15 protein-coding genes, 4 rRNA genes, 1 pseudogene and 1 other annotated feature are annotated in these 23,570 nt (G+C 40.1%); of the genes and pseudogenes, 2 read left to right on the top strand and 18 right to left on the bottom strand.

Annotated elements, in window-relative coordinates; genetic code table 11:
• Positions 1–198: 198 nt before the first annotated feature.
• The 5 genes from MHI04_RS00155 to MHI04_RS00135 all read right to left on the bottom strand — a co-directional run bounded on the left by MHI04_RS00155 (position 199) and on the right by MHI04_RS00135 (position 4,633).
• Entirely contained in the window at positions 199–2,610 is a 2,412-nt protein-coding gene (locus tag MHI04_RS00155; RefSeq protein WP_089934904.1) for a heavy metal translocating P-type ATPase, read from the bottom strand.
• Positions 2,611–2,691: 81 nt separating this feature from the next.
• Entirely contained in the window at positions 2,692–2,898 is a 207-nt protein-coding gene (gene copZ, locus MHI04_RS00150) for a copper chaperone CopZ (RefSeq protein WP_058843215.1), read from the bottom strand.
• Between the two features lie 32 nt (positions 2,899–2,930).
• A complete protein-coding gene (locus MHI04_RS00145) occupies positions 2,931–3,263 on the bottom strand; it encodes a metal-sensitive transcriptional regulator (RefSeq protein ID WP_036122075.1) in 333 nt (110 codons plus the stop codon).
• Between the two features lie 67 nt (positions 3,264–3,330).
• Positions 3,331–4,278, bottom strand: coding sequence for a cation diffusion facilitator family transporter (locus tag MHI04_RS00140; RefSeq protein WP_342535235.1), 948 nt, complete (start codon positions 4,276–4,278; stop codon positions 3,331–3,333).
• Positions 4,279–4,297: 19 nt separating this feature from the next.
• Positions 4,298–4,633, bottom strand: a complete 336-nt coding sequence (locus MHI04_RS00135) for a metalloregulator ArsR/SmtB family transcription factor (RefSeq protein WP_342535233.1) — start codon at positions 4,631–4,633, stop codon at positions 4,298–4,300.
• A 234-nt stretch (positions 4,634–4,867) separates the two neighbouring features.
• Here MHI04_RS00135 and tadA point away from each other — a divergent pair, with 234 nt between their 5' ends.
• Entirely contained in the window at positions 4,868–5,383 is a 516-nt protein-coding gene (gene tadA / locus MHI04_RS00130) for a tRNA adenosine(34) deaminase TadA (protein WP_196243739.1), read from the top strand.
• A 126-nt stretch (positions 5,384–5,509) separates the two neighbouring features.
• On the opposite strand, the gene MHI04_RS00125 is transcribed toward tadA, so the two are convergent.
• The 4 genes from MHI04_RS00125 to pdxS form a co-directional block, all read right to left on the bottom strand.
• Positions 5,510–5,731, bottom strand: coding sequence for a hypothetical protein (locus tag MHI04_RS00125; protein WP_342535232.1), 222 nt, complete (start codon positions 5,729–5,731; stop codon positions 5,510–5,512).
• A gap of 420 nt (positions 5,732–6,151) precedes the next feature.
• Positions 6,152–7,432 (bottom strand): serine--tRNA ligase, encoded by a 1,281-nt coding sequence (gene serS, locus MHI04_RS00120; protein WP_089934916.1) that lies wholly within the window; start codon positions 7,430–7,432, stop codon positions 6,152–6,154.
• A gap of 76 nt (positions 7,433–7,508) precedes the next feature.
• Positions 7,509–7,724 (bottom strand) — a binding site (T-box leader).
• A 49-nt stretch (positions 7,725–7,773) separates the two neighbouring features.
• Positions 7,774–8,337: a pyridoxal 5'-phosphate synthase glutaminase subunit PdxT gene (gene pdxT, locus MHI04_RS00115; protein WP_342535231.1), complete on the bottom strand. Its 564-nt coding sequence runs from the start codon at positions 8,335–8,337 to the stop codon at positions 7,774–7,776.
• Position 8,338: 1 nt separating this feature from the next.
• Positions 8,339–9,223 carry a pyridoxal 5'-phosphate synthase lyase subunit PdxS gene (gene pdxS, locus MHI04_RS00110; protein ID WP_342535230.1) on the bottom strand — a complete coding sequence of 295 codons (885 nt, stop codon included), beginning with the start codon at positions 9,221–9,223 and terminating at the stop codon, positions 8,339–8,341.
• Between the two features lie 102 nt (positions 9,224–9,325).
• Here pdxS and MHI04_RS00105 point away from each other — a divergent pair, with 102 nt between their 5' ends.
• Complete coding sequence (locus MHI04_RS00105; protein ID WP_342535229.1) at positions 9,326–10,747, top strand: PLP-dependent aminotransferase family protein; 1,422 nt, start codon at positions 9,326–9,328, stop codon at positions 10,745–10,747.
• An 18-nt stretch (positions 10,748–10,765) separates the two neighbouring features.
• Here the strand turns inward: MHI04_RS00105 and asnB are convergent, their stop codons facing one another.
• The 9 genes and pseudogenes from asnB to rrf (MHI04_RS00060) all read right to left on the bottom strand — a co-directional run bounded on the left by asnB (position 10,766) and on the right by rrf (MHI04_RS00060) (position 23,384).
• Positions 10,766–12,601, bottom strand: coding sequence for an asparagine synthase (glutamine-hydrolyzing) (gene asnB / locus MHI04_RS00100; protein ID WP_101966300.1), 1,836 nt, complete (start codon positions 12,599–12,601; stop codon positions 10,766–10,768).
• Between the two features lie 100 nt (positions 12,602–12,701).
• On the bottom strand, positions 12,702–14,033 hold the full coding sequence (locus tag MHI04_RS00095; RefSeq protein ID WP_080717062.1) for a D-alanyl-D-alanine carboxypeptidase family protein: 1,332 nt from the start codon (positions 14,031–14,033) through the stop codon (positions 12,702–12,704).
• A gap of 142 nt (positions 14,034–14,175) precedes the next feature.
• Positions 14,176–15,639, bottom strand: a complete 1,464-nt coding sequence (guaB, locus tag MHI04_RS00090) for an IMP dehydrogenase (protein ID WP_036122042.1) — start codon at positions 15,637–15,639, stop codon at positions 14,176–14,178.
• 293 nt (positions 15,640–15,932) lie between these two features.
• Positions 15,933–16,048: ribosomal RNA gene (gene rrf / locus MHI04_RS00085) — 5S ribosomal RNA — on the bottom strand.
• A 186-nt stretch (positions 16,049–16,234) separates the two neighbouring features.
• Positions 16,235–19,162 (bottom strand): 23S ribosomal RNA (locus MHI04_RS00080).
• Positions 19,163–19,344: 182 nt separating this feature from the next.
• Positions 19,345–20,896 (bottom strand): 16S ribosomal RNA (locus MHI04_RS00075).
• Together the 16S, 23S and 5S rRNA genes form the textbook arrangement of a ribosomal RNA operon.
• A 307-nt stretch (positions 20,897–21,203) precedes the next feature.
• The gene (locus MHI04_RS00070) at positions 21,204–22,097 is read right to left on the bottom strand and encodes a patatin-like phospholipase family protein (RefSeq protein WP_036124545.1); all 894 of its coding nucleotides are present in this window, start codon (positions 22,095–22,097) and stop codon (positions 21,204–21,206) included.
• 695 nt (positions 22,098–22,792) lie between these two features.
• Positions 22,793–23,099, bottom strand: a pseudogene (gene tnpA, locus MHI04_RS00065) (IS200/IS605 family transposase); the annotation flags it as partial.
• 169 nt (positions 23,100–23,268) lie between these two features.
• A 5S ribosomal RNA gene (rrf, locus tag MHI04_RS00060) occupies positions 23,269–23,384 on the bottom strand.
• Positions 23,385–23,570 lie beyond the last annotated feature (186 nt).

Genomic DNA, 23,570 nt, shown 5'->3' with positions numbered 1-23,570 from the left:
TGTTCGATGGATTATCACGTTGTGCCCTACTTTGGCACCTCATTCATTAAATAAATCAGTACTTTTCATTCTATCATAGTAGGAAAATGAAAAACAGAATCAACCTATTGATTGTTCTAGTAAATTTCTCTGCGCGATTTTTCTCTAATTCATAGAAAAAAGACATCGAGAATATACTTCCCAATGCCCTTACAATTCTTATAATTTCACTCGCTGTAATCGTAGTGCATTCAATACTACCGATACCGAACTGAAAGCCATTGCTGCCCCTGCCACCCACGGAGCAAGTAGACCGATTGCAGCAATAGGAATACCTAATGTATTGTAGGCAAATGCCCAAAATAGATTTTGTTTAATATTACGCATTGTTTTTCGACTCATTAGAATGGCATCTGCGATACTATTTAAGTCACCACGAATTAGCGTAATGTCTGCCGCTTCCATCGCAACGTCTGTTCCTGTACCGATTGCCATACCAATATTTGCGGTTGCCAGTGCAGGTGCATCATTAATACCGTCACCTACCATCGCTACTTTTTTCCCTTGAGCTTGAAGCTTTTTCACTTCATCTGCTTTGCCTTCAGGTAATACTTCAGCAATTACATAATTTACGCCTACCTCTGTTCCTATGGCTTGAGCAGTCCGTTCATTATCACCAGTCATCATAATGACCGTAATGCCCATATCCTGTAAACGATGAATAGCATCTTTTGATGTATCTTTCACTGTATCAGCGACCGCTACTAAGCCTGCATATCGACCATTAATGGCAGCAAGCATCGCTGTTTTGCCGTTGCGTTCTAGTTGCTCCATGGTTGGTAATATATCATCAATATAAATTCCATATTGTTGCATTAATTTACGTGTACCAATGACAATACCTTGACCTGAGACAGTTGCCTGCACACCATAACCAGGTATTGCTTCGAAGAATTGAACTTCACCTAAAGCGATACCACGATCTTCTATACCGTGTACAATGGCTTCTGCTAGAGGGTGCTCTGATTGTTTCTCAGCTGCCCCAATTAAAGATAAAAAGCGTACTTCATCCTGCTCTGATGCTAATAAAACATCTGTAAGCTCAGGTTTACCATGTGTCACTGTACCAGTTTTATCTACAACTACTGTATCAATACTTTGTGTTTGTTCTAAATGTTCTCCACCTTTAAATAAAATACCAAATTCAGCTGCACGTCCTGAGCCTGCCATTATTGACGTTGGCGTTGCTAATCCAAGAGCACATGGACAAGCAATGACAAGTACTGCAATTAAAACCTCTAAAGCAGGTGTAAATTCACCAGGTCGAACCCATATAATCCAAATTAAAAATGTGACAATTGCAATGCCAACAACGATTGGTACGAAAATCCCTGAAATTCGGTCTGCCAAACGTTGAATCGGTGCTTTTGATCCTTGAGCATCTTCTACCACTTTTATGATTTGCGCTAATGCTGTATCACGACCAACCTTTGTCGCTATCATTTTAATAAAACCATTTTTATTAAGCGTAGAACCAAATAATGGATCGCCTTGTTTCTTATCAACTGGTAGACTTTCCCCTGTTAACATTGATTCGTCAACGGCTGTTATTCCCTCTATTACCTCGCCATCAACTGGAATCTTTTCCCCTGGTTTCACTAACATTACATCGCCAATGATCACTTCTTCTAAAGGAATCTCTTTTTCTACACCATCACGTACAACAATAGCGGTTTTGGCTTGAAGTCCCATTAGTTTTTTTATGGCTTCAGATGAACGTCCTTTTGCTTTTGCTTCAAATAATTTACCTAATAAAATTAATGTAATTAAAACTGCACTCGTCTCAAAATAAAGATGTGGACCATGGTGTGATCCTATCGTCACAATCGCTTGATAGACACTATAGAAATAAGCTGCTGATGTCCCCATGACCACAAGTACATCCATATTTGCACTGCCATTGCGTAATGCTTTATAGGCACCTACATAAAATTGCTTACCAATAATAAATTGCACAGGAGTAGCCAGTAGCATTTGGACCCATGGATTCATAAGGAATTCTGGCACATATAAAAATGACGTAAAGGAAAAATGGCCGACCATCGTCCAAAGCAATGGTAAAGAAAGAATAGCCGAAAAAATAAATTTCCGTTGTTGCTGTTTAATGGCTTTTTCACGGTAATCCACTGTTTCCTGCTCATCTGCCTTTTGATGAGCACCATAGCCTAACTTCTCTACCTTTGCAATGATATCTGCCATGGACACTTCTGATGGATTAAACTCAATCACCGCTTTCTCCAGTGCTAGGTTAACATTGGCAGAAGAAATACCACTTAGCTTATTTAACCCTTTTTCAATGCGAGTCGCACAAGCTGCACATGTCATACCCGTAATATCAAGCTCAGTCTTTTGTTTAACAACACCATAACCTAGTGCTTCTATTTTCTTTTCAAAATCTTCTTCAGTTAGCTTTTTTGAGTCATACTTAATAGATGATTTTTCTAGCGCTAAATTAACCGTCGCTTGTTCTACCCCATCCATTTTATTTAAGCCTTTTTCTATACGAGTGGCACAGGCTGCACATGTCATGCCTGTAATTTGCAAATTCGCTTCTTTTATATCAGAACTCATTTACCTTTCACCTCTCCTTATACCAACAGGGGGTATATTTTTTTGAAAATAAGAGAGTGCTACAGGAGCACTCTGCAACTACTATTTTACATCATAGCCTTGATCATCAATTGTCTCTTTAATTTGATCAATGGATACTTGTGCATCATCAAATGCAACATCAACTAAACCATCTGCTAAATTAACTTTTACTTGTTCAACACCAGCTAAAGCACCAACATTTTTTTCAACTGCACTTACACAATGACCACATGACATTCCTTGTACATTTAACGTTACGTTTTGCATAATAAAATCTCTCCTTTTAATATGGTTTATATTTATTTTTTCATTAACTTTTGAATCGTTACTACTAACTCATCTAAAACCGCTTCATCGCCCTCTGATAAACGATCTACAACACAACCCTTTAAGTGACCTTCTAATAATATTTTTGCCACACTATTTAATGCGGACTGTGTAGCAGATAGTTGCGTAATAATATCATCACAGTAAACGTCTTTATCAATCATTCCTTTAATGCCGCGAATCTGGCCTTCAATACGATTTAAGCGCGTTGTTAAATCCTTTTTCACACGCTCAGGGTGATGACTTTTTCGACAAGACGTAGCTCCCTCTGTATGACAAACATCATCTTTTACTGTGTCTTCCATTCTACCCCTCCTATCTCAACTTCATAATACTATACCCAAGAAGGGTATGCAAGCCATAAAAATTTTTTTATTCATGATGATGCTCATGATCATTTTTTAATTGGCATAAAATTGTATTTTCATGTTGATGTGATGCCGTTTCTAATTGAATGGTTACATGCTTAATACCCTTATGCTCAAGATTATGTTCAATTTTTCGTAGAATATGCTCACCATCAGCTATTTTTAACTGTTCATTGACAACCGCATGACAGGACAATGCATTCGTTCCACTAGTAATTGTCCAGATGTGTAGATCATGGATACTTTTTATTCCATCCGTCTGTTCTATTAGTTGAATAATTTCCTGAACATCTACATTTGAAGGTGTTCCTTCCATTAAGACATGGATTGAAGCCTTTGTGACATAGTAGCCACTTCTTACTACTAATAAAGCAACAATTACGCTCGCAAGTGGATCTGCCCAGCCCCAGCCAAAAAACATAATTAATAAAGCCGCAACAATTGCCCCTACAGACCCTAGCATATCGCTAAGTACATGTAAAAAAGCGCCACGCATATTTAAATTATCTTTTGTGTCACTGCCACGCATCATAATCCATGCCACTAAAATATTAATGAACAAACCAATCGTACTAATAATAAGCATTCCTGAAGTAGCTACTTCAGGCGGATTGGCAAAGCGTTTAAACGCTTCATAGAAAATAAATAATGCTATCCCTATTAATGTAATACCATTTAATACAGCAGCTAAAATTTCAAATCGTTTATAACCATACGTTTTACTATAGCTAGCCGCCTTTTCTCCAAACATAAAGGCTAACATCGCAATACCTAAAGAGATAGAGTCACTTAACATATGACCTGCGTCTGATAAAAGAGCTAAGCTATTCGTTAAAAAACCACCAATTGCCTCTACTATCATATAGCCTGTAATAATAATAAACGACAGTAATAACACCTTTTTATTTGCACCATGTGTATGATTATGACCGTGATCGTGTTGATGTCCCATTTATATTCCTCCATTTCATTTAATTATGTGTCGCATGCTCAATAGCTTGCTTCAATAAATTTATAATGTGATCGTCATCCTTAGAATAATACAAGGTTGTTCCCTCTCTTCGAAATTTCACTAAGCGTAAATTTTTTAAAAAACGTAATTGATGAGAAACAGTCGATTGGCCTAAATCTAAAATTTCAGCAATGTCGTTGACTGAATGTTCATCTGTACATAGTAAGTTTAAAATGCGAATTCGAGTCGGATCACTCAATGCCTTAAAGGTTTGAGATACTACAAATAATGTCTCTTCATCTAAATGCTGAATTGCAATTTTTTGTGTTTTTGAACTTTTTAATGTTTCATCCATAAAAGTTTACCCCATTCTTAAATATTTATATATGAGCATGTGTTCATGTATAAATATATAGGGTTATTTTAGGAATGTCAATAATCAACTATACCGAAGCCTAGTTGCATTCAAATTTAGCTTTGTGCTTACACAAAGCGTTCCTTTCTGATTCCTTGACACCCGCTGAAAGAAAGTTAAAAGTAGCAATTACCAATTAAGCAGGATAAACTACTTTATAAGGAGAGATTTTTAGTGGATATTTTTGAAACAGATCGTCTATTTATGAAACAAGCATTAAAGGAAGCCAAAAAAGCAGCTATACTTGGGGAAGTGCCTATAGGTGCTGTACTTGTTTACAATGGGGAAATTATTGCAAAAGCTCATAATTTACGAGAAACAACACAGAATGCAACAACACATGCTGAGCTAATGGTTATTCAAGAGGCTTGTAAAAAAATCGGCAGCTGGCGTCTCGAAAAAACAACACTCTATGTTACGCTTGAACCTTGCCCAATGTGCGCAGGTGCAATTTTGCAATCTCGTGTACCACGTGTTGTCTATGGTGCAAGAGATATCAAAGCAGGCTGTGTAGATTCACTCTATCGTTTATTAAACGATGCACGCTTTAACCATGAATGTGAAGTATCTGAAGGAATCTTAGCAGATGAATGTGGACAAATTTTAACCGATTTTTTTAAAGCCTTACGAGAGCGTAAAAAAGCTGAGAAAAAAGCACGTATAGCTTCGAAAAATGAGACTATCAATTAAAGAAGGTGCCTCCTAATGAGACACCTTCTTTTTTATCCTCAGAGTAATAGCAATATATATGAACTGTGTCGTAGCAGCAACAGTAATGAATATTAAGGTTAAATAGTTAATCGTCTGAAAACACATTCACCTTCGATATTGCTTGTAAAGATACATCTGGTGGTCAATGAGTAACGTTCCACCATTAGCTTCCTGTAACTGACCTTTTCTTTCTTCATTAGTATAGCGGCAACTTTCATTATGAAGAACTTGTGCTATAAAATCTGTCTCTGTTCTAGTTTCCCCTGTTAATAAAATCGGAGCATTTTTCTTTGCGCTCAGACTGGCCTTTTCAAGTTGAGACTTCATTTCAGTGTTTATCGTAATGAAATCCTCTAGACGATTGGCCGTATGATTATCTCGAGATAGATTATGTCCCAGGAAATTATTTAAGCATTTTAATGCTTACTTTCATAAAAATGTTCTGAGAATTCAATTGCCTCCATAGCTTTCCATTGCTCCATAATGGGATAAGTTTAGCGATAAATAACTAAAACCATCTAATGTTGTAAGCTATTGCCCATAGGTTAAAACGGATTTCCCTGATTGCATGACTTCAAAAACGGTACTTGTTTCAGGTGTTAAGCCAATTTCTAATTAATATATTTAAATTTGCTAGATTATAAAAAATTACAAAACCTTTCATGAGAGATTTCAATTTTGGAAAAGCAAAAAAGCCATTTTAGATTCTCCCCTAAAGGATGGTCTAAAATAGCTTTTATTTGTTTTTTATTTTGGTGCGATTACGTCTTTACCACCCATATAAGGTCTTAAAACTTCAGGAATCACTACGCTTCCATCAGCTTGTTGATAGTTTTCCAGGATAGCCGCAACTGTACGACCAATGGCAAGACCTGAACCATTTAATGTGTGAACATACTCTGGTTTTGCATTTGGTTCACGACGGAAGCGGATATTTGCACGTCGTGCTTGGAAATCCTCAAAGTTAGAACAAGAAGAAATTTCACGGTACATGTTTTGTGCTGGAATCCACACTTCTAAATCATATTTCTTCGCTGCAGTAAAGCCTAAATCGGCTGTACACATTTTTAGTTTACGATATGGTAATCCTAATAATTGCAGTACTTTTTCAGCATGACCTGTTAATAGCTCTAACTGTTCGTATGATTCCTCTGGTTTTACAAAACGAACTAGTTCTACTTTATTGAATTGGTGTTGACGGATTAAACCACGTGTATCACGTCCTGCAGAACCTGCCTCTGAGCGGAAGCATGCACTGTATGCAGCAAAGCCTTGTGGTAAAGCCTCAGCTGGTAATATTTCATCACGATAGAAGTTCGTTACTGGAACCTCTGCTGTTGGAATCATGAAATAATCAGTTTCTTCTAATTTGAATACATCTTCCTCGAATTTTGGAAGCTGTCCAGTACCTGTTAAGCTATCACGATTTACAATGACAGGTGGTAGCATTTCCTCATAGCCATGCTCTTCTGCATGTAAATCCATCATAAACGTCATTAATGCACGTTCTAAACGAGCTCCAAGACCACGGTAGAATAAGAAACGGCTACCTGTTACTTTTGCGCCACGTTCAAAATCCACAATTTTCAAATCTGTCGCTAGATCCCAGTGTGCTTTAATATCAAAATCAAATGCTGGAATTTCGCCCCAAGTATATTCCTCAACATTGTCGTCCTCTGTTGTACCTACTGGGACAGATTCATGAGGAATGTTTGGTAAACGCATCATCATATCTTTAAAGCGCTCTTCTACATCATTTAATTGATTGTCTAATTCTTTAATTTCATCGCCTACCTGACGCATACGAGCAATGACTTCATCTGCGTTTTCCTTATTGCGCTTCATAAGTGAAATTTGTTCAGATACTTTATTACGTTCTGCTTTTAATTCTTCTGTTTTAGCAATTAATTCACGACGCTTTGCATCTAAGCCTTCAAAGTCATCTAAGTTACCTAAATCTTCATTACGTGTTAATAGCATTTCTTTAATTTCCGCGAAATTATCGCGTACACGTTTAATATCTAACATATTCATACCTCCAATAGTTTCTTTAATGATGGGAAATTGTTGCATCAAAATAAACACAAAAAAGCCCTCATCCCTGGAAAGGGACGAGAGCTACCCGCGTTGCCACCCTAATTGACTAGGCGTATGCCTAATCCACTTATTTTATAACGGCATTTCAGCCGGCTACAGCCTACTTCACTCACTTCGACTGTGCAACTCCAGGACGGATTCACAAGTGCTTTTATCAGCTTCCACCAACCGCTGACTCTCTAAAAAAAACGTGCTTGCTACTACTTCCCATCATCGTGTTCAATTATTTAAATTTTAACCATACTGTACTATATGAAAACAAATTTTGCAAGTCATACCATAGAGGAGACAAAATATTCAAGAATTCGCTTATCTGCTGTTAATTCAGGATGAAACGAACAACCTAATAAATGACCATCTTGCGCCAAAATTATTTTTCCGTCATGCTGAGCGAGAACATCAACATCTTTACCTACCGCTTCAATATGAGGTGCACGAATAAAAACTGCTGGAATATGTGCACCTATTTTAGGAATATCCAGTTGAACTTCGAAGCTATCTATCTGACGTCCAAATGAATTTCTTGCTACCGTCACATCCATAACTGCTAAATGCGGTTCGTCATCCACTAATTGATTGGCTAATAAAATTAATCCTGCACATGTGCCAAATACCGGTAAACCTTGCTGTGCAAGTTCACGGATTGGCTCTAGTAGGTCAAAACGGTCCAGCAATTTTCGCATTGTCGTACTTTCCCCACCAGGTAGTACAAGTCCATCGAGATTCACTAAATCCTTCTTCTGTTTTACTAAAATCGCTTCACAATCAAGCCCTTCTAACATTTGGACATGCTCACGGACTGCTCCTTGTAATGCTAAAACACCAATTCGTTTCATTTTACCAGCCTCGCTCTTGCATACGCTCGTTTTGCCCAAGCTGTGCAATATCAATACCCTTCATTGGTACACCGAGCTCTTTAGATATTTCAGCAATTAGCTTATAGTCTTTATAGTGGATAGTCGCCTCCACAATAGCACGTGCAAATTTTTCTGGATTTTCGGATTTGAAAATACCAGAGCCCACGAAAACGCCATCAGCTCCAAGCTCCATCATTAATGCAGCATCGGCTGGCGTAGCAACACCACCTGCCGCAAAATTTACTACTGGTAAACGACCAAGACGTTTAATTTCTCTTAATAATTCGAAAGGAGCCCCCAGTAATTTTGCCTCCGTCATTAATTCATCTTCTGTCATACCCACTACTTTACGTACCTGAGCATTTACTTTGCGAATATGTCGAACTGCCTCCACTATATTCCCTGTTCCTGGTTCACCTTTTGTTCGTAGCATTGACGCGCCTTCTCCGATACGACGGGCTGCTTCACCTAAATCACGACAGCCGCACACAAACGGTACTGTGTAATCACTTTTTAATAAATGGTATTCTTCATCTGCTGGTGTTAAAACTTCACTTTCATCAATATAATCAACCCCCATTGCCTCTAAAACGCGTGCTTCAACGATATGCCCTATACGTGCCTTTGCCATAACAGGAATGGTTACAGCCGCCATTACTTCCTCCACAATACGAGGATCAGCCATACGTGCAACGCCACCTGCCTTACGAATATCTGAAGGTACCCTTTCTAATGCCATAACGGCTACAGCGCCTGCTGCTTCTGCTATTTTTGCTTGCTCTGCATTAATGACGTCCATAATAACGCCGCCCTTTTGCATTTCTGCCATTCCACGTTTTACTAACTCTGTACCTGTTTGTTTCATTTTCTAACCTCCACCTTTATGATGAAGTTTAGTATAATAGAAATTGACCATATAAAAATATCCAGTTTTTAAAATAATCATAAGGTCAGGAGGTTATACAACATGGATATGCTTTTATTTCAGCTTGAAAGAGATAGTGATAAACCGCTTTATGATCAGCTTTATAACGGTATTAAGGATGCTATTATTTCCAAGAAAATAATGGTAGGAGAAAAATTACCGTCAAAAAGAAAATTATCCGATTTTTTAAATATTTCTCAAACAACAATTGAAATTGCTTATGCACAGCTATTAGCTGAAGGTTATATTATGTCTAAATCACGGGTTGGCTACTTTGTTGAAGAAATAGATGAACTACCCTACATTCAGCAAGACAATGTAACCTCCGTCAATGAGCATCCTAAGAAAAAAACATACAAAATTGATTTTAATCCTGGTTCTATTGATATCGATGCCTTTCCGTTTCAAACATGGAGAAAGTATGCGAAAGAGCTTTTTGACGATACCTCAAAAGAATTATTATTAACAGGTGAACCTCAAGGTGAACTTTCTTTACGTACAGAGATTGCAAATTATCTATATCAATCACGCGGTGTTGTCTGTCATCCAAAGCAAATCGTAATTGGCTCTGGTACTGAACAGCTTCTGCCTATGATCCTACGTCTTTTTAACGACGATACCTGCTTTGCCCTAGAAAACCCAGGGTACCCAGCCGTGCATCGTATGTTTTCGCAGCATAAGCGAAAAGTCTATCCGATTGCAGTGGATGAAGAGGGAATTATTATTCATGAGCTTGAAAAAACGAGCGCTAATGTCGTTTATATTACACCCTCACACCAATTTCCTACCGGTGCGGTATTATCTGCCACTAGACGGGCACAAGCTTTAAACTGGGCTGCTCAGAGCTCCTCACGTTATATTATTGAAGATGATTATGATTCGGAATTTCGTTATGCTGGAAAACCCATTCCTGCACTACATGCCTTAGATCGAAATGATAAAGTGATTTACATGAGTACTTTTACAAAGTCATTAATGCCATCCTTGCGAGTAGCTTATTTTGTACTTCCACCTAAACTACTTGCCACATATAACGATGTCTTTAATTATTATTCATCTACTGTACCTCGCTTCGATCAGCATATCGTGGCAAATTTTATGCGAGACGGGCATTTTGCAAAGCACCTCAATCGAATGCGTAAAGTTTATCGAAAAAAACATGATAAGCTAACCTCCTTTTTAGAAAAATATTCTTCAGCGATTAAAATAACTGGTGAACAAGCTGGAATGCATATTTTATTAGAAGTACAGCACATTTTATCAGAAAAACAATTACAGCAACTTGCTTCTCAAGCGGAGATTGGTATTTATCCGTTATCTGCTTATAGACTAGACCATTATGAATCTTCACATGCTCAATTTTTACTTGGCTTTGGTGGAATACCTGTTCAAACAATTGAACAATCCATTGAACAGCTGATGGATTGTTGGGAAATAGAAAAAAATGACCCGTCTACTAGTTAGTAGATAGGTCATTTTCTTTTACGTTTCAATCAATTGAATCTGATAGTGTTCAAACCATGTATGAATTTGCCCTAAATATGCTAAAAGCTGAGGCCCTGCCATTAATTGCCCATACCATGGAATTTTAAAAGAGCTACCTCCCGATTCAATTAACTCTGCAAGCTTTTGTCGTTCAAATAGTTCATGTAAAATTGAATTTTTATCGTGAAGGATTTCTCTCAACCATTTTTGAACACCTGCTGTATAAACAGGGTGGTACGTTTTAGGATAAGGATTCTTTTTACGATACAACACTTCATCAGGTAATAAGTGTGCCATCGATTTTCGAAGTAATCCTTTTTCTATTCCATCCAAATTCTTCATTTCCCACGGAATATTCCAAGCATATTCCACAAGCCTATGATCTGCAAAAGGAACACGCACCTCTAAACTTGCCCCCATGCTCATACGATCTTTTCTTTCTAACAATGTTTGCATGAACCAGAGCATATTTAAATAAAACATTTCTCGATGTCTTGCTTCTGCAGGACTTTCTCCATCTAACAACGGTACTTCAGCCATTGTTTGTGTGTAGAGTTGATGTGCATAGGACTCAATTTTTAATTTTTTATCCCACTTCTCTTGAAGTAATCCACCTCTTTCAGACAATGAACGAATCCAAGGAAAACCTGAAGTTTTTTCTTGAAACCATGGGTATCCACCAAAAATTTCATCTGCACACTCTCCTGATAATGCTACAGTAAAATCTTTTTTTATTTCTCGACAAAACCATAATAACGATGAGTCGACATCTGCCATTCCAGGAGAATCCCGGACGATCACTGATTCTACTAATAAATCAATTAATTGTTGTTGCGTGATTTCCTCTGCATGATGTGTTGTCTGGAAAGTATCCGTCATTTTTTGTATCCAATACGTATCCGTTGATGTTTGGAAAGCATGTGGATTAAAGAAACGTTCATTATCTTCGTAATCGATAGAAAATGTATGCAATTTATGATTTTGTTGTTGAAATCTATTTGCTGCAATGCCGGTAATGATACTTGAATCAAGTCCACCTGAAAGAAATGTACAAATAGGTACATCTGAAATAAGCTGACGTTCAATCGCATCCGTCAATAAAAAACGAACATGCTCAGTAGTTTCCTCTAATGTTTCTTCATGCCTTTGGCTTTGTAGCTGCCAATATGGCCACTTTTTCAAGCCTTCTCTGGAAAACCGCATAGCATATCCCGGTCTTAATTCCTCGATATTTTGAAAAAGTGTCTTGCCTGGTGCTCTAGAGGGCCCTACAGCCATCATACTTGCCAATCCTTCCACATTTACACTTGCTTGAACCATGGGATGTGCCAACAAGGCCTTCACTTCAGATGCAAAAAGCACACCGCCTTGTTGCTCTGTATAATACAAAGGTTTCACACCTAATCGATCTCGGCATAAAAATAGTGATTGTGTTTGCTCATCCCAAACACCGAAGGCAAAAATGCCATTTAAAAAATCTACACATTTTTCTTTCCATTCAATATAGGCAGTTAATAACACTTCCGTATCTGAATGTGTTGTAAAGCTGTGGCCTCTTTTTAAAAGTTCTTTACGTAACTCTTCCGTATTATAAAGTTCGCCATTGTATGTAATGACATAGTTTACGCCATCATGTATTTTTTTCATTGGCTGTTTGCCGCCAATTAGATCGATAACTGCCAATCGTCGATGGCCAAATGCAATATGCTCACTACACCAAATATTTTCATCATCCGGCCCTCTTTTATTTAATGTTTGTGTCATCGATTTTAAAATTGTGTCACTTGTTCTTAAATCCCTTTGAAAACTAGCCCATCCTGTAATTCCACACATTTAGCCACATCCTTTCGCCTATTAGCTTATGCAGGACTATGCTAAAATGTGAAAAAGCACATGAATGCTTTATAACATTCATGTGCTCATTAACTATAGATTAAAATAGTCCCCCAACAAAGTCTGTAATGCCTCCCCATAAATTGCCGAAGAAGTTACCTATACCTTGGAAGAACAATGAAATACCGCTAGCACGCTCTACAGCCTCTGTTGTGACAACATCGGATGAAATATCCTTGCCATCGATAAAGCCGTAATCAGTGCCTTCTGTGCGCTCAATAACGACCTTTCCTACAACAGTGTCTTTCTTAACATCTGCCTCTAAACTCTTTTTATCTAAAACCAATGTAGGTTTATATAAATCTTTATCAGAAGACTTAATCATAAATGAAATTGGTTCTTTTACTGCAATCGCTACTTTGTCTTCTTTACCTTTTGTCACTTTTACTGTTTTTTGATCTTTGAATGTATAGTTCGCTGGTAAAATTTCTTGTTTAGAGAATTGTGAAAAACCATAATTAAATAATTTTGCTGTGGCATCAAAGCGAGCTGCATATGATCCTTGTCCATTTGCATCAACAGCTTTCATAACCACTGCAATCAAACGAGTACCATTGCGCTCTGCAGTACCTGTGAAGCAGTGACCTGCAAAGTTTGTTGTACCTGTTTTTAATCCATCTACACCTTGATACTCATACACTAATCCAGGTAACATAAAGTTCCAGTTAGACATTTCAATTGCATCATCTGTGCCTTCACGGAACGTTTTCTTTGTAATTTGAGATGTTTCTAAAACCTTCGGGTGGTCTTTTAATAGATGATACGCCAATTTAGCTACAGATTTAGCAGGCATCACATTTTCGTCTTCTGGACCTGTACCTGATGGATGCATACCAAATAAATCAGCGTTATTAAGACCCGTAGAATTGACAAATTTATAGCCCTCTAAGCCAAGTTCCTCTGCCTTTTTATTCATTAACTTTAAAAATTCAGTCTCAGAACCCGCAATCGTTTCGGCAATAGCTACGGTTGCCGCATTTGCCGAATAAATGGCCATGGCTTCGTATAACTCACGAATCGTGTAAGAGCCATCTCTACGTAAAGGTACATTACTTAATGCACGATTTTGAGACATACGATACGTATAATCTGTTACTTGATATTCCTGTTCCCACTTAACTGTCCCTGCATCAATCGCGTCCAGTAACAGGTATTCAGTCATCATTTTCGTCATACTTGCAATACCTAGTGAAGTATCTGCGTTTTGTTCATATAAAATTTTCCCTGAATCTGCGTCAATTAAAATCGCAGCATCCACTGTTAATCCCAAATCTGTTTCCGCATTTGCCTTTGCAGGAATACCCGCAAAAATACTAAATAATAAAACAGGGATTAGGAGTAAACGTAATACGGTGTTCATTTTCTTTTTCACCTTTAAAGCCCTCCAAAAAAATAATCTTGTCCTCGACATTTTATCATAGATAACAACAACCGTGTTGACTCTCTACCATAAAAAAATGCTCTCGCGCCATCTTTGTAGACGATGCGAAAGCATAAAAGTTGCAAGTAATTTATTACATGGAATAGTTTGGTGATTCTTTTGTAATCTGTACATCATGTGGATGTGATTCCCGTAGACCAGCACCTGTCATTCTAACAAATTGTGCATTATCTCGTAGGTGCTCAAGATGTGGTGCTCCACAATAACCCATACCAGCGCGAATACCACCAATCAGTTGGTAAATTGTATCAGCTAATGGTCCCTTATATGGAAGGCGACCCTCAATACCCTCAGGTACTAATTTTTTCGCATCCTCTTGGAAGTAACGATCTTTAGAACCTTTTTCCATTGCTCCGATAGAACCCATACCACGGTAAACTTTGAAACGACGTCCTTGGAAGATTTCTGTTTCTCCAGGAGATTCAGATGTACCTGCAAGAAGTGAACCAAGCATTACAACATTACCTCCAGCTGCTAGAGCTTTTACGATATCACCAGAGTATTTAATACCACCATCAGCAATAATTGTTTTACCAAGCTCACGAGCTACTGTAGCACAATCATATACTGCTGTAATTTGTGGTACACCCACACCAGCTACAACACGTGTAGTACAAATAGAACCTGGACCAATACCTACTTTAACAACATCTGCACCAGCTTCAAATAATGCACGTGCACCTTCTCCTGTTGCTACGTTACCAGCAATGATCTCTAACTCTGGGTAGGTTTCTCGGATTGAACGGATTGTTTGTAAAACGCCTTCTGAATGCCCATGGGCTGTATCGATTACTACAATGTCAACTTGTGCTTCTACAAGTTTCTCAATACGCACCATTGTATCTTTTGATACACCGACTGCTGCTCCTACTAGTAAACGACCATGTGTATCTTTAGCAGCATTCGGGAACTCAATTACTTTCTCGATATCTTTAATTGTAATAAGACCAGTTAATCTACCTTCTTCATCTACAATTGGAAGTTTTTCGATTTTATATTGTTGAAGAATTTTTTCAGCATCCTCTAAAGTCGTTCCTACAGGTGCTGTAATCAAATCTTCTTTTGTCATTACATCTTCAATTTTTAAAGAGTAATCAGAGATAAAACGTAAGTCACGGTTTGTAATAATCCCTACTAGCTTTTGATTTTCCATACTATCAACAATAGGTACACCAGAGATTCGGTATTTACCCATTAGATGCTCAGCATCGAAAACTTGATGTGTCGGAGTTAAGAAGAATGGGTTTGTAATAACACCATTTTCAGAACGTTTTACTTTTTCTACTTGTTCAGCTTGCTCATCGATCCCCATGTTTTTATGAATAATACCGATACCGCCTTGACGTGCCATAGCAATCGCCATTTTAGACTCTGTAACTGTATCCATACCTGCACTGACCATTGGAATGTTTAATTTAATCTTTGGTGTTAATTGAACAGATAGATCAACATCTTTCGGTAATACTTCGGAATGAGCTGGTACTAATAATACATCATCAAAAGTTAAACCTTCTTTGGCAAATTTAGTCTCCCACATTTTCGTAACTTCCTCCTATAGTTAAAAGAATATTAATTGTAAGATTAACAACGTGGACTGCTACTGTCAAGAAACTTATAAAAGAAAGACAATTCAGATTTTTAATGATAGCAAATTTTAATTAAAAATCCAAATAAATAGCTACAGTAAAAATATAGAATGAGTTAGATATATTTAATTTTTTCATAATATTTCTTAGAAAATAATTGTTTTTTGTAGAAAATCCTTTAAATTATTAAAGAATTTCATTAGGAAATAAAAAAACAGCCAGCATACAGCTGACTGTTTCTATTGCCTAGCGACGTCCTACTCTCACAGGGGGAAGCCCCCAACTACCATCGGCGCTAAAGAGCTTAACTTCCGTGTTCGGTATGGGAACGGGTGTGACCTCTTTGCCATCATCACTAGACTATGGTCGGCTTTCAATATACATCGTATTTCTTCGTCAGCTTCTGTCGTTCAGTCAGTCACGTACTTGAGTACGCTCCTTCCCTCTCTCCATTGCTTCCTCGAACTACTCGTATCTTGAAACCCTTCATAAAAGAAATTATTCTTTCAAAACTGGATAAACGGTTCATTGAATGTTTCAAACGTTTTGGTTAAGTCCTCGATCGATTAGTATTCGTCAGCTCCATGTGTCACCACACTTCCACCTCGAACCTATCTACCTCATCGTCTTTGAGGGATCTTACTTACTTGCGTAATGGGAAATCTCATCTTGAGGGGGGCTTCATGCTTAGATGCTTTCAGCACTTATCCCGTCCACACATAGCTACCCAGCGATGCCTTTGGCAAGACAACTGGTACACCAGCGGTGTGTCCATCCCGGTCCTCTCGTACTAAGGACAGCTCCTCTCAAATTTCCTACGCCCACGACGGATAGGGACCGAACTGTCTCACGACGTTCTGAACCCAGCTCGCGTACCGCTTTAATGGGCGAACAGCCCAACCCTTGGGACCGACTACAGCCCCAGGATGCGATGAGCCGACATCGAGGTGCCAAACCTCCCCGTCGATGTGGACTCTTGGGGGAGATAAGCCTGTTATCCCCGGGGTAGCTTTTATCCGTTGAGCGATGGCCCTTCCATGCGGAACCACCGGATCACTAAGCCCGTCTTTCGACCCTGCTCGACTTGTAGGTCTCGCAGTCAAGCTCCCTTGTGCCTTTACACTCTACGAATGATTTCCAACCATTCTGAGGGAACCTTTGGGCGCCTCCGTTACCTTTTAGGAGGCGACCGCCCCAGTCAAACTGTCCGCCTGACACTGTCTCCTGCCCCGCTAAGGGGCATGGGTTAGAATTTCAATACAACCAGGGTAGTATCCCACCGACGCCTCCTTCGAAGCTGGCGCTCCGAGATCTCTGGCTCCTACCTATCCTGTACAAGTTGTACCAAAATTCAATATCAGGCTACAGTAAAGCTCCACGGGGTCTTTCCGTCCTGTCGCGGGTAACCTGCATCTTCACAGGTACTATAATTTCACCGAGTCTCTCGTTGAGACAGTGCCCAGATCGTTACGCCTTTCGTGCGGGTCGGAACTTACCCGACAAGGAATTTCGCTACCTTAGGACCGTTATAGTTACGGCCGCCGTTTACTGGGGCTTCAATTCGCAGCTTCGCTTGCGCTAACCACTCCTCTTAACCTTCCAGCACCGGGCAGGCGTCAGCCCCTATACGTCACCTTACGGTTTTGCAGAGACCTGTGTTTTTGCTAAACAGTCGCCTGGGCCTATTCACTGCGGCTCTCATGCGCTTGCACGCTCAAGAGCACCCCTTCTCCCGAAGTTACGGGGTCATTTTGCCGAGTTCCTTAACGAGAGTTCTCTCGCACACCTTAGGATTCTCTCCTCGACTACCTGTGTCGGTTTGCGGTACGGGCACCTCTCACCTCGATAGAGGCTTTTCTTGGCAGTGTGAAATCAGGAACTTCGTCCATACGGACTCGCCATCACAGCTCAACGTTACAGTGTGCGGATTTGCCTACACACACGCCTTACTGCTTGGACGCGCATAACCAACAGCGCGCTTACCCTATCCTACTGCGTCCCCCCATTTCTCAAACGGTGAGGAGGTGGTACAGGAATATCAACCTGTTGTCCATCGCCTACGCCTATCGGCCTCGGCTTAGGTCCCGACTAACCCTGAGCGGACGAGCCTTCCTCAGGAAACCTTAGTCATACGGTGGACGGGATTCTCACCCGTCTTTCGCTACTCATACCGGCATTCTCACTTCTAAGCGCTCCACCAGTCCTTCCGGTCTGACTTCAACGCACTTAGAACGCTCTCCTACCACTGACATCGTAGATGTCAATCCACAGCTTCGGTGAATCGTTTAGCCCCGATACATTTTCGGCGCAGCGTCACTCGACCAGTGAGCTATTACGCACTCTTTAAATGATGGCTGCTTCTAAGCCAACATCCTGGTTGTCTGTGCAACGCCACATCCTTTTCCACTTAACGATTACTTTGGGACCTTAGCTGGTGGTCTGGGCTGTTTCCCTTTTGACTACGGATCTTATCACTCGCAGTCTGACTCCCGTGTATAAATATCTGGCATTCGGAGTTTGTCTGAATTCGGTAAACCGGGATGGCCCCCTAGTCCAAACAGTGCTCTACCTCCAGTATTCTCATCACGAGGCTAGCCCTAAAGCTATTTCGGAGAGAACCAGCTATCTCCAAGTTCGATTGGAATTTCTCCGCTACCCACACCTCATCCCCGCACTTTTCAACGTGCGTGGGTTCGGGCCTCCAGTAAGTGTTACCTTACCTTCACCCTGGACATGGGTAGATCACCTGGTTTCGGGTCTACGACCACGTACTATTTCGCCCTATTCAGACTCGCTTTCGCTGCGGCTCCGCCTTCTAAAGCTTAACCTCGCACGTAATCGTAACTCGCCGGTTCATTCTACAAAAGGCACGCTATCACCCATTAACGGGCTCTAACTACTTGTAGGCACACGGTTTCAGGATCTCTTTCACTCCCCTTCCGGGGTGCTTTTCACCTTTCCCTCACGGTACTGGTTCACTATCGGTCACTAGGTAGTATTTAGCCTTGGGAGATGGTCCTCCCGGATTCCGACGGAATTTCACGTGTTCCGCCGTACTCAGGATCCACTCAGGAGAGAACGAACTTTCGACTACAGGGCTTTTACCTGCTCTGGCGGACCTTTCCAAGTCGCTTCATCTAACTCGCTCTTTTGTAACTCCGTATTGAGTGTCCTACAACCCCAAGAGGCAAGCCTCTTGGTTTGGGCTCTTCCCGTTTCGCTCGCCGCTACTCAGGGAATCGATTTTTCTTTCTCTTCCTCCAGGTACTTAGATGTTTCAGTTCCCTGGGTCTGCCTTCAAGACGCTATGTATTCACGTCAAGATACTACGCGATTAAACGTAGTGGGTTCCCCCATTCGGAAATCTCCGGATCAAAGCTCACTTACAGCTCCCCGAAGCATATCGGTGTTAGTGCCGTCCTTCTTCGGCTCCTAGTGCCAAGGCATTCGCCGTGCGCCCTTAATAACTTAACCAAGTTATTAAGCCTATAAAAAACTTAAAAAATAAATGTGTTTGTTACAATTTCAATGTCGTTTTATCCAGTTTTCAAAGAACAAGTTTTGAAGATTTTCATTCAAGAAAGAATGAACCTTCAAAACTGAACGCAAAACGTAATCTTACAAACCCTAGGTTTGTATTCCGAAATAATCCTTAGAAAGGAGGTGATCCAGCCGCACCTTCCGATACGGCTACCTTGTTACGACTTCACCCCAATCATCTATCCCACCTTCGGCGGCTGGCTCCAAAAGGTTACCTCACCGACTTCGGGTGTTACAAACTCTCGTGGTGTGACGGGCGGTGTGTACAAGGCCCGGGAACGTATTCACCGCGGCATGCTGATCCGCGATTACTAGCGATTCCGGCTTCATGTAGGCGAGTTGCAGCCTACAATCCGAACTGAGAACGACTTTATCGGATTAGCTCCCTCTCGCGAGTTGGCAACCGTTTGTATCGTCCATTGTAGCACGTGTGTAGCCCAGGTCATAAGGGGCATGATGATTTGACGTCATCCCCACCTTCCTCCGGTTTGTCACCGGCAGTCACCTTAGAGTGCCCAACTAAATGATGGCAACTAAGATCAAGGGTTGCGCTCGTTGCGGGACTTAACCCAACATCTCACGACACGAGCTGACGACAACCATGCACCACCTGTCACCGTTGCCCCCGAAGGGGAAACTATATCTCTACAGTGGTCAACGGGATGTCAAGACCTGGTAAGGTTCTTCGCGTTGCTTCGAATTAAACCACATGCTCCACCGCTTGTGCGGGCCCCCGTCAATTCCTTTGAGTTTCAGTCTTGCGACCGTACTCCCCAGGCGGAGTGCTTAATGCGTTAGCTGCAGCACTAAGGGGCGGAAACCCCCTAACACTTAGCACTCATCGTTTACGGCGTGGACTACCAGGGTATCTAATCCTGTTTGCTCCCCACGCTTTCGCGCCTCAGTGTCAGTTACAGACCAGATAGTCGCCTTCGCCACTGGTGTTCCTCCAAATCTCTACGCATTTCACCGCTACACTTGGAATTCCACTATCCTCTTCTGCACTCAAGTCTCCCAGTTTCCAATGACCCTCCACGGTTGAGCCGTGGGCTTTCACATCAGACTTAAGAAACCACCTGCGCGCGCTTTACGCCCAATAATTCCGGACAACGCTTGCCACCTACGTATTACCGCGGCTGCTGGCACGTAGTTAGCCGTGGCTTTCTAATAAGGTACCGTCAAGGTACAGCCAGTTACTACTGTACTTGTTCTTCCCTTACAACAGAGTTTTACGAACCGAAATCCTTCTTCACTCACGCGGCGTTGCTCCATCAGGCTTTCGCCCATTGTGGAAGATTCCCTACTGCTGCCTCCCGTAGGAGTCTGGGCCGTGTCTCAGTCCCAGTGTGGCCGATCACCCTCTCAGGTCGGCTACGCATCGTCGCCTTGGTGAGCCGTTACCTCACCAACTAGCTAATGCGCCGCGGGCCCATCCTATAGCGACAGCCGAAACCGTCTTTCAGTGTTTCACCATGAGGTGAAACAGATTATTCGGTATTAGCCCCGGTTTCCCGGAGTTATCCCAAACTATAAGGTAGGTTGCCCACGTGTTACTCACCCGTCCGCCGCTAACGTCGAAGGAGCAAGCTCCTTCTCTGTTCGCTCGACTTGCATGTATTAGGCACGCCGCCAGCGTTCGTCCTGAGCCAGGATCAAACTCTCCATAAAAGAAATTTGAATAGCTCAAATTGTTTTGCTGGCATCATTTTGATGTCCAAAATTTTGTTTTGTTCACTAACCAAGGTTAGTTACTAAAAACTTTATTGATTACGTTTTGCTTGTTCAGTTTTCAAGGTTCATTTTATGTTTTCTCTTTGTTAAGAGCTAACTTTTATATAATAACATGTTTAATATTTAATGTCAAAAGTTATTTTATTTTTATATTTTAGTAGTTGCTTATCTCAACAGCAACTTTTATATAATAACACCTCATTTATTATTGGTCAATAGTTTTATATAAATAATTTTAAACGAACTAAAATTTCAACCTTGGCCAATTCCGTAAAAATTGAATTGTACGATTTCTTCCTATTTCTAAAAGAGTTTCTTTTGTCTCCTCATTTAAATCAAATTGAGTTGCACTATAATCTTCTACAGGAATAAAGATAATATCTCTTTCATGTCGCCTTGATATATACCTCTCATCATGTGCGTCTTTCATAGTTGAAAATAATGCTTCAAATAAGTTTAGGCCATTTTTAATTTCTTGCGGACATTGTTCTTCTCTCCTTCTGCTTAGCTTCAAACCCAAAATTGGTCGTACTTTTCGACCTTCTTTATCATCAAATATCCATAATGGGAAATTACTTAAAACCCCACCATCCACGATTACTGATTCTCCTTTGCCAGTTTTTAAGGTAACTGGTTCAAAGAAAAATGGTATACCACAACTCATACGTAGTGCACAAGCAACTGAAAAGTTCTTCGCATCAATCTGATATTTGTGTAGATCATCTGGTAAAACAATCATTCTACCATTGGTCAAATCTGAAGCTACTAATTTTAGTGAATCTTTAGGCAAATCTCCAAAAGTATATACACCTTTTGCAGCTAATTTTTGAAAAAACCATTTTTCTAATGCCTTTCCTTTATAAAGACCTAAATGATTATAAACATTTATCCATTTCATAAAAGGGAAAGGTAATATTGTTCTTCTAGGATCCAGTAATGAAGGTACATCCAATTCTTCTAGCATAGCTTCGATCTCTTTACCGCTATATCCTGCAGCAATAAACGCAGCTAAAATTGCACCTGCACTTGTACCAGCTACACGTTTAAAACGAAAATGTTCAGCTTCTAGTACTTGATATGCCCCAACCAGGGCAAATCCCTTCAAACCACCACCAGAAAAAACGCCATCAATCCACAAAATTTCCTCTCCTTTTTGATGTAATCTTTACAGTATAAGAGAGGGTAATGATGATTAGAACTAAAATTTATACTTTATTGTCGAAACCTAAAACATGGTTAACAACTTTTGTTTATGATCGAATTGGATTTTTTCTAATATACGGAATAAAAGGGGTTTCACAAAAGGAAGGTAATTAGTACATACTGACCTATTAATTAAGAGAGACGTTTTTTCTATGGCTATTAAGAGTAAGTTACCCATTTGAAGTAAAATGAGGGCAAATGAAATGAAGTTGCTTGTATACCAGTAAAACAAGTACTAGAGGAACTGAATATAAAACACACATAGTTAAAATGCTATTGAAACATTCGTAGAGGAGAAAGAGGCGAAACAGTCAGGTAAGGTAAGGGCAGGCCATACATTTGGTTATGGTTAAGGTGAAATCACTACATTTTTCAGAAATCTACCAACAAAAAAATAGTGTAACGATTTATGCAAAAATATAATTGGTCTTATTATGTCATAGTAGAGAAAGGAAGCGCACAGGACATTCCATACATATAGCTGAAAATAAATTTAAATTAGTCAAGATTTTTATGCACGAACAACCCTTCATGATCATTTGATCCTCAAGAATACTGTTGTCATTGACTATATATTTCTGAATGTTTTTTGTTTCTTCCTACTGTATCTACATAATATCCACGACATCAAAACTCCCTGTTAATATATTTGTATTTCAGATTCGCCTGTCAATCAAATTTCATTAAACTACCTTTCCCTTTCAAATAACCCATATGAAACACTTAATTTTGGAGAATTACTCACCAACATATGAATATAATCAGGGCAGGCTGTTGCTTCGATAATTTCTGCTCCTTTTCTTTCACCTAACTAGCAAAGGATTCTCCCTATATTAACTTTAATTTGTACACAAATAATCTGCCTTCTATATTTTGGCGCAAAGACAATGTGATACTTACAATTCCATGTTGTGTGTGCTAAACTCTTGTTATCTATTTGGATCCCCTTTCGTACGAAGTCGGTTGACCAGACCCGAATTCATTATACGATTGGGGATTTTTTCTTGTCCATAGCTAGAAGCTCTTTAGAACCTCTCGCATAGCAAGGGGTTTTCAAAAGATACAAAAATAAAAAAACAGCCAGCACACAGCTGACTGTTTCTATTGCCTAGCGATGTCCTACTCTCACAGGGGGAAGCCCCCAACTACCATCGGCGCTAAAGAGCTTAACTTCCGTGTTCGGTATGGGAACGGGTGTGACCTCTTTGCCATCATCACTAGACTATAGTCGGCTTTCAATATACATCGCATTTCTTCGTCAGCTTCTGTCGTTCAGTCAGTCACGTACTTGAGTACGCTCCTTCCCTCTCTCCATTGCTTCCTCGAACTACTCGTATCTTGAAACCCTTCATAAAAGAAATTATTCTTTCAAAACTGGATAAACGTGCATTGAATGGTTCAAACGTTT

The sequence above is a fragment of the Lysinibacillus sp. FSL K6-1151 genome (assembly GCF_038630755.1).
Lineage (GTDB): Bacteria > Bacillota > Bacilli > Bacillales_A > Planococcaceae > Lysinibacillus > Lysinibacillus fusiformis_D.
Note: the sequence above shows the minus strand (reverse complement) of the source record. Positions and strands in the feature narration are given on the sequence as shown.

What these genes read in the sequence shown, in the direction of transcription:
- copZ (WP_058843215.1), bottom strand. Translation starts at nt 2,898, where the DNA reads ATGCAAAACGTAACGTTAAATGTACAAGGAATGTCATGTGGTCATTGT.
- pdxT (WP_342535231.1), bottom strand. Translation starts at nt 8,337, where the DNA reads ATGAAACGAATTGGTGTTTTAGCATTACAAGGAGCAGTCCGTGAGCAT.
- MHI04_RS00155 (WP_089934904.1), bottom strand. Translation starts at nt 2,610, where the DNA reads ATGAGTTCTGATATAAAAGAAGCGAATTTGCAAATTACAGGCATGACA.
- pdxS (WP_342535230.1), bottom strand. Translation starts at nt 9,223, where the DNA reads ATGAAACAAACAGGTACAGAGTTAGTAAAACGTGGAATGGCAGAAATG.
- serS (WP_089934916.1), bottom strand. Translation starts at nt 7,432, where the DNA reads ATGTTAGATATTAAACGTGTACGCGATAATTTCGCGGAAATTAAAGAA.
- MHI04_RS00125 (WP_342535232.1), bottom strand. Translation starts at nt 5,731, where the DNA reads ATGAAGTCTCAACTTGAAAAGGCCAGTCTGAGCGCAAAGAAAAATGCT.
- MHI04_RS00135 (WP_342535233.1), bottom strand. Translation starts at nt 4,633, where the DNA reads ATGGATGAAACATTAAAAAGTTCAAAAACACAAAAAATTGCAATTCAG.
- guaB (WP_036122042.1), bottom strand. Translation starts at nt 15,639, where the DNA reads ATGTGGGAGACTAAATTTGCCAAAGAAGGTTTAACTTTTGATGATGTA.
- MHI04_RS00140 (WP_342535235.1), bottom strand. Translation starts at nt 4,278, where the DNA reads ATGGGACATCAACACGATCACGGTCATAATCATACACATGGTGCAAAT.
- MHI04_RS00145 (WP_036122075.1), bottom strand. Translation starts at nt 3,263, where the DNA reads ATGGAAGACACAGTAAAAGATGATGTTTGTCATACAGAGGGAGCTACG.
- asnB (WP_101966300.1), bottom strand. Translation starts at nt 12,601, where the DNA reads ATGTGTGGAATTACAGGATGGGCTAGTTTTCAAAGGGATTTAAGAACA.
- MHI04_RS00105 (WP_342535229.1), top strand. Translation starts at nt 9,326, where the DNA reads ATGGATATGCTTTTATTTCAGCTTGAAAGAGATAGTGATAAACCGCTT.